Genomic DNA, 12,771 nt, shown 5'->3' with positions numbered 1-12,771 from the left:
ATCGACTTCATCGATCACCAATAGATCGAATGCGTGATAAAACCGCAATAATTGATGCACTGTGCACACTACTAACTAGGTGTAGGTATATTCTTGACCACTATTTTGATACAATAAACTGCTTTTGACTTTAGGGAATGCCTGGCACAAACGCGGATATAATTCGTTATAAACATCGACCCGCGGTGTTGCCAAACAGACCCGCTGCTGGTTTAATAACGCAAAATTTAGTGCTTCAAATAGCATTTCGGTCTTCCCTGCTCCAGTTACCGCCCATAATAGCCGTTCTTGTTTGCGTTTGACCGTTTGCAATAATTCTTTGGCAGCCTTTTTCTGCCACAAAGATAACCTTGTCTTTTTCTCCAACAGATCTTGGGAATACTTTTTAAAATCGTTGGCTTCGGGTATACTATAAAGTGACATGGTCGTCGTCAAGCGCCCCCACGCTAAGCAAGCAGGACAATAATAACTCTTATCTGGTAGCGCATAATCTGTTCTTGGCGCCTGAAAACCACAGCGTTGACAAAATAAGCGTCCTTTTTTTATGATGACAGCTGGCCGTTGTTTGAACTCAGTTGAATCTAAGGCTACACCTAGAGCTTGGAGCTGTGGACTACTTACTTGACGACCCATCAACAAATTCAATGTTTTTTCCATTTTTTCACCTCACTTATAAGATACGCAAACTAGGCGTAAAATTATTTGTGAGTTTCAAAAATAATAGTAGTAAGGTCTGTGAAGCTACTAAAAGAATAACTCTTTAAGGGGGAAGCTATAGCCTTTTGATTTCACAATATAGCTATATTTTACTTGGATAAACCATATCTTACCTTAAAACAAGATGGTGTGATCGAGATCGTGATCAAAAAATCACAATTCATCTGTAATATCAAACGAACTGAAACCGAAGAAGAAGCTCGAGCCTTTATCGAGGAGATCAAAACCAAACATCGCAAGGCTACTCATAACTGTTTTGCCTACACTTTAGGCCTAAACGACGAGATCCAACGGGAAAGTGACAATGGTGAACCCTCTGGGACTGCTGGCGTACCTATGTTGGATGTGCTTAAGAAAAATCAAGTGCATAATGTTTGCGCCGTAGTGACACGCTACTTCGGTGGGATCAAACTAGGAACCGGTGGCTTGATCCGTGCTTATGGTGGCGCCGTTGCCCAAGCCCTAAAAGAATTAGGGATCGTCAAACGCGTCGTCCAAACTGAACTTTCACTAAAAGTCAGCTACCCATTATTAGGCAAGCTACAAAATTATCTGGAAAGTCAGCCCGTATTTACCTTGGCGACGAACTACACCGAAGAAGTCGAGGTCGTGATCGCTGTCGATATGGATCTGGCTGATGAATTAGCAACTAAGATCACCGACTTACTGAATGGTCGCGTAACGATCACCGTTGGGGAAAATCGCTATCACGAGATCGATTTTGATCCCCATCAAGCCTAAAAAATACGCCATCCTTGATCTGGGATGGCGTATTTTTTATGTAATTCATTTATGTTCAAATAAACGACTGACTTTCAAAACTAAATGTTTGATCCCATTCAATAAAGGCTGGCGTGTATCTCCAACCAAGCCGATCGCTTCAACAAATAGTTCTAAACCAAATAATGTTGCAACCGTCAGTAAGATCGAACCCCATAAATTGGACAAGGGGTATAGCAATGAGATAAACGAAAAGATCAATGCGATCCCATAGATCACCAACACTGTCTGGCGGTGGGTCAATCCCATCTGCATCAAGCGATGGTGCAAGTGATGCTTATCGGCTTGTGAGATCGGCTTTTTATTCAAGAGTCGACGTAAGATCGCATATAAAGTATCCGTGATCGGTACTCCTAAAATGATCACCGGGATGATCAACGTGATAAAAGTTGCATTCTTCAAACCATAAAGCGAGAAGACAGAGATCATAAAGCCGATAAACAGCGAACCAGTATCCCCCAAATAGATCTTAGCAGGATGAAAATTATACGGTAAAAAGCCCAATAAAGCAGCTACCAAGGTCGCCATCATGATCGAAATAAATGTCGACGTCACGTTCAAGAAGAAATATCCCGTCAGTGCACTAGTCGAAAGCGCAATGATCGCGACACCTGTAGCCAGACCATCCAAGCCATCGATCAAATTGACAGCGTTAGTGATCCCTAAGATCCAGATCAAAGTTATCGGTAAACTAAACCAGCCTAGAGAAACGACTCCAAGAAACGGTAGCGTCAAAGTCGTCATTTTGATATTAGCAATAAAATAAACTACCAATGCTGCCAGTGTGATCCCTAAAACTTTTTGGCGCGGTTTTAATTCAAAAATATCATCGATCATTCCCGTCATGATGATCAAGCTTTGCGCCAATAATAACGCAACTAATTGTTTTAAGGGATATTGATCGCGTAATAAAAAGAAATTTGTCGTATTAAATGCAACAAAAATGGCTAAGCCCCCCATGGTCGGCATCGGCACCCGATTAACTCGCCGGGCATTGGGATTATCAACTGCTCCGACTCGAAAAGATAGGCGCCGGACCAATGGAGTCAGCACTAAAGCTAGGACAAATGTTGCTAACAACGACGCAAGGATTTTGTACATATAGCGTCCTCTTTCCATCAAATTCTCAAATGTTGAGAATTCATTATCAGCTAAAAAGCCTATAATTCAAGTATCATTTTACCATAAACCAGCGAATGGGTCATTTTTTGCGTGAGAAAAATTAAAAAAGGGCCGTGAAGCAATCTCCACGACCCCGATATTCTATTTTTTCAAGTGGTAGCTATAAGTCGACACGATAATATTTTCGTGGGCTCCTAAAGCTGACCGCAAACGTAAGCTCGTTTGATTATGCAAGATATTTTGCCAAGGTTTCTTCGGTACAAACTGCGGTACCAAGACCGTCAACGAGTAATTGCGCTGTTTAGCATCCTTAGCGATCACATCGCAAAAGCGCAAAACTGGGGGCACAACCGACCGATATGAAGAATGCAGATCGACAAAGCGAACATCTGGAAACGCCATTTTGAATTCCTGTGCCGTTTCGTGTTCTTTTTTAGGATTAGTATCAAACGAAACATGCATTGCGATCACATTATCACTGATCGAACGTGCATAGTTGATCGCCCCAGTCGTTACGTGTGTGACCGAGCTAACTAGCACGATGACCGTTGAACCAGAATAATCATGCAATTGTTGTTCTTCACTTAAACGCAATTGCGCCGCTACAGTAACATAATGACTATGGATCTTGTAAAAACCAAAGAGCAGTACCGGCATAATGATCAAATATGGCCAAACATTGTCAAAGTGTAACCAGAATAAAAAGACCACTAAAGCAAAGGAGATCACTGCCCCCAATAGGTTAAAACAAGAATTTAAGATCCAATGTTTGCCCTTGTGGCGTTTCCAATGGATCAACATCCCTGCTTGTGAGAGCGTAAACGGTACGAAGACCCCGACCGCATACAATGGGATCAATAAATTAGTCTGGCCGTTGAAGATAAAGATCAATACGATCGCCCCGATCGCTAATGCAATGATCCCATTAGAATAGCCTAAACGATCGCCTTTATCCATAAACATATGAGGCATAAATTTATCCTTGGCCAAGTTATAGGCTAAGATCGGAAAGGCCGAAAAGCCAGTATTGGCAGCCACCGCCAAGATCATGGCCGTTGACAATTGCAGTAGGTAGTAGAAAATACCGTGACCAAAAACGGCACCTGCGATCTGAGAAAGCACCGTTTGTTTAGGATCAGGTAAAACACCTAGATAATAACTCAAAAAGGTGATCCCACTAAAGAAGACCGCTAAAATCAATGACATGATCGCCAAGGTATTCGCCGCATTGCGCTTTTTAGGCTCTTTAAAATTAGGAACTGCATTACTGATGGCTTCTACCCCAGTCAATGAAGATGAACCCGCTGAAAAAGCTTTTAAAAACAGCAATAACGACATCCCTGGTACCGCATCACCAATATGAGCTGCGGCTGAATATTGGATCTTACCCGTTGCGATATTAAACAAACCCAAAGCGACCATCGAAACGATCATGATCACAAAAAAGTACACTGGGATCGTCAAAAATGAAGCCGATTCACGCATCCCACGTAAATTCAACGTCATAATAAATAAGACGATCACGACCGAGATAAAAACGCTGTGTGCTTGTAAACTTGGGATCGCTGAGGTAATAGCTTCTGTCCCAGATGTAACTGAAACAGCCACAGTCAACATATAATCAACTAAAAGTGATCCACCAGCAACTAAGCCTGCGCTCGTCCCCCAGTTTTTGGTCGCAACTACATAAGCACCGCCCCCAGAAGGATAAGCATTGATGATCTGACGATACGACATCGTGATCGCAAACAATAAGAGTAACACGATCCCAGCAGCTGGTAATGCATACCAGGTCGCAGCAGCCGATAAAATAAATAATGCTGTTGTGATCTGCTCTGTCCCGTATGCCACTGATGACAACGCATCCGAGGAAAGTAAGGCCAAAGCTTTGAATTTAGTCAAAGACTGCCCACTTTCTTCAGCAGTTTTTAGCGGTTGTCCGATCAATAATCTCTTTAAATATCGATACATAAACAGAAAAACCCCTTTTAGCTAGTTAGCCATTTTGATAGCTACTGGCTGATTAGATTTTAAATTCAAAATTCCTAGGTCACTTCAAAGAGTAACAGTTGAATTTTACACCAATCTCACAAAAAAAGCACCCTAAAATTTTAGGATGCTTCAAAAAATTTTGATTTAACTTGCTTACATCATTGGCCCTTGTGGCATTTGAGTAGCTACATCATTGTTTTCTTCTGGCTTATCAGCCACAACTGCTTCAGTTGTCAACAATAACGCTGAGACAGAAGCCGCATTTTGTAGTGCTGAACGAGTTACCTTAGTTGGGTCAACGATACCAGCTTCGATCATATCGACCCATTCATCAGTAGCAGCGTTATAACCGATACCGGCTTTTTGTTCTTTAAGTTTTTCAACGATCACAGAACCTTCTTTACCAGCATTGATCGCGATTTGACGAACTGGTTCTTCAAGCGCACGTTTAACGATGTTGATACCTGTTTGTACATCGCCAGCTTCACTCAAAGCAGCGACATCATCGATCGCATCGATCAAAGCTGTACCACCACCAGGAACAAAGCCTTCTTCGACCGCTGCACGTGTAGCATTCAAAGCGTCTTCGATCCGGTATTTGCGTTCTTTTAATTCAGTTTCAGTAGCAGCCCCGACTTTGATAACGGCTACCCCACCAGCTAATTTAGCCAAACGTTCTTGGAGTTTTTCTTTATCAAATTCAGAAGTCGTTTCAGCGATCTGTTTTTTGAGTTGTTCAACACGTTCAGCGATCTGTGCTTTATCGCCAGCGCCTTCGACGATCGTTGTGTTTTCTTTTGTAACTGTTACACGACCAGCTGTCCCTAATTGATCTAAGGTCGTGTCCTTCAATTGGAGACCAAGATCATCTGTGATCACAGTTGCACCAGTTAAAACAGCGATATCTTGTAACATTTCTTTACGACGATCACCAAAACCTGGAGCTTTAACAGCTACCACGTTGAATGTCCCACGGATCTTGTTCAAAACAAGTGTTGGCAAGGCTTCACCATCAACATCGTCAGCAATGATCAACAATGGACGACCTTGTTCAACGATGGATTGTAACAATGGCAAAACTTCTTGGATGTTAGAGATCTTCTTATCAGTTACCAAAATGTATGGATTTTCAAGATCTGCTTCCATCTTGTCATTGTCAGTTACCATGTATTGAGAAAGGTAACCACGATCAAATTGCATACCTTCAACAACATCTAATGAAGTATCGATCCCTTTAGATTCTTCGATCGTGATCACACCGTCGTTACCGACCTTTTCCATGGCATCAGCTATCAATTTACCAACTTCTTCATTAGCCGAAGAAATAGATGCGATCTGAGCAATATCGCTCTTAGATTCAACTTTATGTGACATCTTGTGCAAAGCATCTACTGCAGCTTTAGTAGCCAACTCGATACCACGACGGATACCTACTGGATTAGCACCAGCAGTCACATTTTTCATTCCTTCGTTAACGATCGATTGTGTCAAAACAGTAGCTGTTGTGGTACCGTCACCCGCAATATCATTGGTCTTTGAAGCTACTTCGGCTACTAGCTTAGCACCCATATTTTCAAAATGATCTTCTAATTCGATTGCCTTAGCGATCGTTACCCCATCATTTGTGATCGTTGGAGTACCGTATGATTGTTCCAAAACAACATTACGTCCCTTAGGACCGATCGTTGATTTTACAGTATCAGCTAACTTATCTACACCAGCAAGCATCTTTGCGCGTGCATCTTCTGAAAACTTGATTTCTTTTGCCATTTCTAATTCACCTCATACGAATTAAGTTCAATGTTTACTTATATATTTATTCCACAACGGCAAGAATATCTTTTTCGTGCATTACTAAATATTCTTGACCTTCAAATTCAACTTGAGCACCGGCGTACTTGTCAAAAACGACAACATCGCCGACTTTAAGTGTCATTTCTAATTTCTTGCCATCATCAAGGATACGTCCCGTACCAACAGCAACAACTTTAGCTGTTTGTGGTTTTTCTTTAGCACCGCCGGCTAAGACGATCCCACCCACAGTTTTTTCTTCTTCTTTTTCGACCTCTAAAATTACGCGATCTCCTAATGGTTTAAGCACGTTATATCCCTCCAAATTCTTTTTAGCACTCTAACAACTTGAGTGCTAATCAATTACAACTATTACTATACTAACTTTACTTTTAAATTGCAAGCATTTTATCACTCGCACCTTAAGAGTGCTAAAATATTTTTGAAATTAGTTTGAATAAATAGCGTTAAAAACATATAATCTAACCATTGAAACTTTATAGTTAGGACCTTTATCGATGAAAAAACAGTTACAGTTAAATTCACTTGTCATCTTAAGTATCTATTGTAGCACAATGACTTTGGCGCCTTTATTATGGGTGATCTTCAAAAATGCTTGGTATTATCCAGCCGTGACCGTTTTGAATCTCATCGGTTGCGGGACGCTGCTCTACTTAGCGCACGAGTTTCCTTTCAAGGATCGTTTTTTGCGCACCCCAAAAAAGCTTGCACTTCGCCAAGAAATCTATTACATTATTTTTGGTACACTAGCGCTCGTTTTGTTGCAATGGCTCAGTTCGTATATCGAGATCAAATTTCTTGGACAGCCTAGTTATTCAGCTAATACCGGTTATCTTTTGACAGTCCTTGCCAAATATCCATATTATTTAGTAAACATCGTCATCTTTGCACCGATCATGGAAGAATTTGTTTTTCGCAAAGTCTTGTTTGCTGATCTTGGCTCTGTGATCGACCCGATCGGTGCGGCACTGGCCTCGAGTCTACTCTTTAGTTTGGCTCATCAAGACGGACATTATTTGACTTATGCCGGGATCGGACTAGTGCTTTGCTTGCTATATGCTAGAACAGGCCGTTTACGCATTCCGATCTTAGCCCATAGTTTAATGAATTTGCTTATTATTTTAAGTGCTTGGTAACAAAAAAGGATGTGTGCACCACACATCCTTTTTCATAGTTATTCAAAGTATTGTAAAAAATAGATCAAAGTCTGCAATTCATTAGTCAGATCAACATTTTGGACGCGAACATCTTTAGGGACCGTGATCCGCAATGGGGTAAAGTTCAAGATCCCCTTGATCCCAGCTGCAACTAATTCATCCGTCACGGCCTGAGCTTTATCAGCTGGAACAGTCAGGATCGCGATCTCTATTTGTTGCAATTGCAGTTGCTCTTGCATATCTTCCATCGGATAAACTGGGATCCCACTTTGGATCAATCCCGTGATCTTAGGGTCAATATCAAAAGCCGCACTGATCCGCGCGTTATTGCTCTTGTGAAAGTTATAATTCAATAGGGCGTGGCCTAGATTACCCACCCCGATCAAAGCTACATTATTTAATTTATCTTGACGTAGTGTTTTTTTGAAAAATGCTTGTAAGCTGGCGATATCATAACCATAGCCACGCTTGCCTAAAGCACCAAAATATGAGAGATCACGTCGGATCGTTGCTGGATCGATCTTAACAGCTTCAGCTAATTCAGTCGAAGAGACATGCTCCTTACCAGCATCCGCTAAAATATTGAGATAGCGGTAATAGATCGGCAAACGTTTTGCCGTTGCCTTAGGAATATTTGGGGTCACCATCTAGTTTCTCCTCTCAGATTACTCAATATGATAAATTTTAGCATAACAACTGTACTAAAAAAATTAAAAAATTGTAAATTAATTCACAATATAACTAATAATTACTGTTTTAGCGCAGTTTTAATTTTTTAACTTTGTGAAACGACTAATTACTCAAGTAGGTGAAAAAATGATTTTATTACAAGCACAACAAGTCGCGCGCCATTTTGGGGCGGATGTCTTGTTTGAAAATATCGATCTTGATATTCAGGAGCACTCCCGTATCGCTTTGGTCGGAAAAAATGGTGCCGGTAAATCGACACTTTTAAAAATGATCATCGGTGAACAAGCTCCTGATGAAGGCCAGATCGTAACTAAAAAAGGCCTAACAATGGGCTATCTTGCCCAAAATACCGGGCTTGAATCTGATAAAACGATCTATGAAGAAATGCTCAGCGTCTTTGATAAATTACGCCAAATGGAACAAAATCTCCATAAATTAGAAGCTCAGATCGCTGATCCAAATGCAGATCATGCCTCAAAAGCTTATCAACAATTGCTAAGTCGCTATGATCAACTATTACATGATTTTAAAGAGCAAAACGGCTATGGTTATGAAAATGAGATCCGCTCTGTTTTACACGGTTTCCATTTTTATCCTGAAGATCATGACCGTCCGATCGCCTCACTTTCTGGAGGCCAAAAGACTCGCCTGGCCTTGGCTAAATTACTTTTGGAAAAACGCGATCTTTTGATCTTGGACGAACCGACTAACCACTTAGATATCGAAACTTTAACTTGGTTAGAAGGTTATATCCAAAATTATCAAGGCGCACTCTTGATCGTTTCGCATGACCGCTACTTTCTAGATAAGATCGTCAATGAAGTTTACGAGATCACGCACGGTAAAGCTCACTACTACAAAGGAAATTATTCCAATTATATCGTTGAACGTGAAAAAAGAGCGCAGTTAGCGTGGAAGAACTACGAAAAACAACAAACTGAGATCCATAAACTCGAAGATTTCGTCAACAAAAATCTCGTGCGGGCTTCGACAACTAAACGTGCGCAAAGTAAACGTAAACAGCTCGAAAAAATGGACCGGCTCGATCGTCCTGAAGGTCCCGAAAAAAATATGCATTTTCGCTTCAAAGCCGAGCATGAAAGTGGCAATGTCGTTTTGACCGTTAGTGACGGTGCGATCGGCTATGAAGGTCAGATCATTGCCGAACCGATCAACTTTGAACTGCGCAAACGCCAAATCTTTGCAGTCGTAGGATCAAATGGGATCGGTAAATCGACCTTGTTAAAAAGTATTCTGGGTAAACAGCCTTTCATCAAAGGAAAAGCTACGTTTGGTACCAACGTCCATCCCGGTTACTATGACCAAGAGCAACATAATCTTCACCCCCAAAAAACGGTCTTAAATGAGCTTTGGGATGATCATCCAACGACACCTGAAAAAGATATTCGTTCGATCTTAGGGAGTTTTCTTTTCAGTGGCGACGATGTCAAGAAGATGGTCCACAGTCTATCTGGGGGCGAAAAAGCACGGTTATTACTGACAAAACTTGCGATGAAACACGATAATTTCCTAATTCTAGACGAGCCGACTAACCATTTAGACATCGACAGTAAGGAAGTCTTAGAGCAAGCTATCAAAGAATTTGACGGCACGATCCTCTTAGTCTCACACGACCGTTATTTCATCAACAAAGTCGCCACTAGCGTCTTAGAGATCGCTCCAACTGGTAGCACACTTTATTTAGGTGATTATGACTATTATGTAGCTAAAAAAGAAGAACAAGCTGAGTTAGCTGAAGCCAAGGCCAAAGCAACACAGCCTGAAGTCGTAACTAAAAAAGAGATCTCCGCGGGAAAACAAAGCTATGCTCAAAGTAAAGAGCATCAAAAAATGGAACGCAAACTTACACGTAAGGTCGCAGAATTAGAAGCTAAAGTTGAAGAACTCGATGAAAATAAAACTGAACTAGAACAAGCGATGGCATTACCAGAAAACTTCAACGATCTCGATAAGATGGCAAAATTACAAGCACAGCTCGAAACGATCACAGCTCAATTAGCCCAAGCCGAAACAGACTGGGAAAACAGCAGCATGGAACTGGAAAATTTCAACAGTGAAAACTAGAGCACAGTGCCGATAACTCCTAAAAAATAACGCGGGGCCCACTACGATGCAAAATCATAGGGGGCCCCGCTTTATTTATCCTATCTAAGCTTCTTCTAACCAATCAAATTCTAAACTTGGATCAGCATTTAGATCTAAGTTAGCAAATATCTTATCATTGTAAGCCGCATAACCAGCTGCTCCGATCATCGCGGCATTATCACCACAGAGTTTCAAAGGTGCTTTTAATAATTCAACGTCTTCAAAGCGTTTCAACTCTTCATCTAAACGATCACGTAGGCCTTGATTAGCTGCTACACCACCAGCCAAGATCAATTGTTTGACCGGATAATTTTCCAGTGCGCGAACTGTTTTTTGTGCTAAAACATCGACGACACTTTGTTGGAAACTAGCAGCTAAGTCAGCTTTACCTAAGGTTTCCCCTACTTGATCAGCATGATGGACCGTATTGATAAAGGCACTCTTTAAGCCACTAAAACTAAAGTCATAGTTATCTTCTTTTTCCATTGCTCGTGGGAAAGCAAAAGTGTCTTTCCCCTTATGCGCTAATTCATCGATCTCTTTTCCGGCTGGATACGCCAAACCTAAAACACGTCCGACCTTATCATATGCTTCACCTGCTGCATCATCCCGTGTCTCGCCGATGATCTTAAAGTCATTTGGTCCGGCCAGGTAGACTAATTCCGTATGTCCACCTGAGACAAGTAATGCTAAGGCTGGAAATTGGATCTCACCGGCAAAATTGGCAGCATAGATATGTCCTGCCATATGATTGACCGGGATCAAGGGAAGATCGTGCGCAAAAGCGATCATCTTAGCGGCTGTGACCCCGACTAATAATGAACCCACTAAGCCTGGACCATAAGTCACCGCTACAGCATCCAAGTCAGCATAGGTCACTGCAGCTTGTTCTAAGGCATCCGCAATGCATAAAGTTATCTGTTCGATGTGGTGGCGACTAGCAACTTCGGGAACGACACCCCCGAAACGCTTGTGGCTCTTGATCTGGGTTGCAACGATATTTGAGAGGATCTTATTTCCATTTTCGATCACCGCAACGCTTGTCTCATCACAGCTTGATTCAAAAGCCAAGATCAAATTCCGATTTTTTTCCATCCTTTTTCAACTCTCTTTTTTAAATTTCTGTTTACCAAGTTATAGCTATATTCTAGCCCATCTTCATCTTTGTAATAAGCATTTTTGACAGCTACTTCTTTAAAGCCAGCTCGCCGATATAGTGCTTGGGCTTCTAAATTGCTCCGTCTGACATCTAAGCTCAAACGACGACACCCGTATTTTTTAGCTTCGATCTGCAAAGTCTCTAACATCATCAGCCCTAACCCTTGATGTTGATATTCGGGTAAAACTGCAATATTAGTCACATGCGCTTCATTAGGTCCATAAGCAAGATCACACCCGGCAAAAGCTACCATGCGATCTTCGTAACGCACAACGATGTAAAGCGAAGTCAATTTATTTTGAATATGTTTTTCAAAATCTCCATAGCTCCAAGGCTGATGCCCAGCATATACCGAACTTTCGATCTCAAGCATTTCAGCAATATCAGGTACGATCGCACGACACATCAAATAATTTTTGTCCTCAACAACTACATTATGACAACCAAAATCTAAATTAGGGGTCGCTTGTACTGGTTTTAGCAACACCAAAAGTTTATCTTTATACTTTTTCAACATAAGAATCCGCTTGATCCTTTCCAGGGTGTTTTTCCATCCATTGTACTTCTGCTTGTGTCAAACGTAAATAATGTGGTACAAATGTCAAAGTATCCGCTACAGGACGCTCTTTACCCAAAAGTCCTAACAAATAAGCACTCGGATAATCATCTTTAGGCGCACTAAAGCGATAATTACCAGCTGTAAGCAGTTCTTCAAAGCGTTCACGATAAACCTTAGCATCCGCTCCGATCAAGCAAGCTTTTTTATCCTTTAAAAATTCGCATAACTCAACGACTGAGAGATGCTGATCTGGTAAAACTTCCACTAATTTACCTGCCTTATTTTGATAAACACCAGCAAAAACATTTTCGCGACGCGCATCAAAGATCGGTACTAAAAGTTCATTCGTATCATTTTGACAATTAGTCGCCAAAAGCTCTAAGCTTGAGACCCCGACTAACTCTTTATTCAAAGTAAATGCTAATGTCTTAGCTGCCGTCACTCCGATCCGAAGTCCCGTGTATGAACCCGGTCCGGCAGAAACAACGATCCGATCGAGATCTTGTGGTGTTGTATCTGACTTTTTGAGCATTTCAGAAATGATCGGCATCAAAGTCGTACTGTGCTTTCGCGCCATATTGAGCGTTGTTTCTGCTAATAACGTGTCATCTTCTAAAACCGCCACGCTCAGAGGACGATTTGAAGTATCCAAGGCTAATATCTTCATCTTGCAGCTA

Annotated in this window: 12 protein-coding genes; 3 read left to right on the top strand and 9 right to left on the bottom strand. The window is 41.4% G+C overall.

The window, feature by feature from the left end:
* Positions 1–75: 75 nt before the first annotated feature.
* A complete protein-coding gene (locus ABT996_RS03980) occupies positions 76–657 on the bottom strand; it encodes a DEAD/DEAH box helicase family protein (protein WP_225361401.1) in 582 nt (193 codons plus the stop codon).
* A 153-nt stretch (positions 658–810) separates the two neighbouring features.
* On the opposite strand from ABT996_RS03980, the gene ABT996_RS03975 reads away from it, so the two are divergent.
* The gene (locus tag ABT996_RS03975) at positions 811–1,458 is read left to right on the top strand and encodes a YigZ family protein (protein ID WP_010689419.1); all 648 of its coding nucleotides are present in this window, start codon (positions 811–813) and stop codon (positions 1,456–1,458) included.
* A 45-nt stretch (positions 1,459–1,503) separates the two neighbouring features.
* Here the strand turns inward: ABT996_RS03975 and ABT996_RS03970 are convergent, their stop codons facing one another.
* From ABT996_RS03970 to groES, 4 genes are all read right to left on the bottom strand, one after another.
* Positions 1,504–2,598, bottom strand: a complete 1,095-nt coding sequence (locus ABT996_RS03970; RefSeq protein ID WP_035447358.1) for a glycosyltransferase family 4 protein — start codon at positions 2,596–2,598, stop codon at positions 1,504–1,506.
* 162 nt (positions 2,599–2,760) lie between these two features.
* The gene (gene kimA, locus ABT996_RS03965; RefSeq protein WP_035447361.1) at positions 2,761–4,590 is read right to left on the bottom strand and encodes a potassium transporter KimA; all 1,830 of its coding nucleotides are present in this window, start codon (positions 4,588–4,590) and stop codon (positions 2,761–2,763) included.
* 174 nt (positions 4,591–4,764) lie between these two features.
* Positions 4,765–6,381, bottom strand: a complete 1,617-nt coding sequence (gene groL / locus ABT996_RS03960; protein WP_035447364.1) for a chaperonin GroEL — start codon at positions 6,379–6,381, stop codon at positions 4,765–4,767.
* Between the two features lie 46 nt (positions 6,382–6,427).
* On the bottom strand, positions 6,428–6,712 hold the full coding sequence (groES, locus tag ABT996_RS03955; protein ID WP_004048331.1) for a co-chaperone GroES: 285 nt from the start codon (positions 6,710–6,712) through the stop codon (positions 6,428–6,430).
* Positions 6,713–6,920: 208 nt separating this feature from the next.
* On the opposite strand from groES, the gene ABT996_RS03950 reads away from it, so the two are divergent.
* Positions 6,921–7,559 carry a CPBP family intramembrane glutamic endopeptidase gene (locus tag ABT996_RS03950; protein WP_035447367.1) on the top strand — a complete coding sequence of 213 codons (639 nt, stop codon included), beginning with the start codon at positions 6,921–6,923 and terminating at the stop codon, positions 7,557–7,559.
* Between the two features lie 38 nt (positions 7,560–7,597).
* On the opposite strand, the gene ABT996_RS03945 is transcribed toward ABT996_RS03950, so the two are convergent.
* Positions 7,598–8,227 carry a redox-sensing transcriptional repressor Rex gene (locus ABT996_RS03945; RefSeq protein WP_035447368.1) on the bottom strand — a complete coding sequence of 210 codons (630 nt, stop codon included), beginning with the start codon at positions 8,225–8,227 and terminating at the stop codon, positions 7,598–7,600.
* Positions 8,228–8,396: 169 nt separating this feature from the next.
* Between ABT996_RS03945 and ABT996_RS03940 the strand changes: the two genes are divergently transcribed.
* Positions 8,397–10,355, top strand: coding sequence for an ABC-F family ATP-binding cassette domain-containing protein (locus tag ABT996_RS03940; protein ID WP_035447371.1), 1,959 nt, complete (start codon positions 8,397–8,399; stop codon positions 10,353–10,355).
* Positions 10,356–10,439: 84 nt separating this feature from the next.
* Here the strand turns inward: ABT996_RS03940 and tsaD are convergent, their stop codons facing one another.
* Genes tsaD through tsaB form a run of 3 tightly spaced genes read right to left on the bottom strand, consistent with a single transcriptional unit; the run spans position 10,440 to position 12,761 of the window.
* The gene (gene tsaD / locus ABT996_RS03935) at positions 10,440–11,471 is read right to left on the bottom strand and encodes a tRNA (adenosine(37)-N6)-threonylcarbamoyltransferase complex transferase subunit TsaD (RefSeq protein WP_035447373.1); all 1,032 of its coding nucleotides are present in this window, start codon (positions 11,469–11,471) and stop codon (positions 10,440–10,442) included.
* Positions 11,450–12,052 carry a ribosomal protein S18-alanine N-acetyltransferase gene (gene rimI, locus ABT996_RS03930; protein ID WP_035447376.1) on the bottom strand — a complete coding sequence of 201 codons (603 nt, stop codon included), beginning with the start codon at positions 12,050–12,052 and terminating at the stop codon, positions 11,450–11,452. Before rimI ends, tsaD begins: the two co-directional genes overlap by 22 nt.
* Positions 12,036–12,761 carry a tRNA (adenosine(37)-N6)-threonylcarbamoyltransferase complex dimerization subunit type 1 TsaB gene (gene tsaB / locus ABT996_RS03925; protein ID WP_035447378.1) on the bottom strand — a complete coding sequence of 242 codons (726 nt, stop codon included), beginning with the start codon at positions 12,759–12,761 and terminating at the stop codon, positions 12,036–12,038. Before tsaB ends, rimI begins: the two co-directional genes overlap by 17 nt.
* Between the last annotated feature and the right edge of the window lie 10 nt (positions 12,762–12,771).

The organism is Ligilactobacillus sp. RTP31139st1_D10_RTP31139_211217 (assembly GCF_040226755.1).
GTDB lineage: Bacteria > Bacillota > Bacilli > Lactobacillales > Lactobacillaceae > Ligilactobacillus > Ligilactobacillus animalis.
The sequence above is the reverse complement of the archived record's forward strand: the minus strand, read 5'-3'. Positions and strand labels throughout refer to the sequence as shown.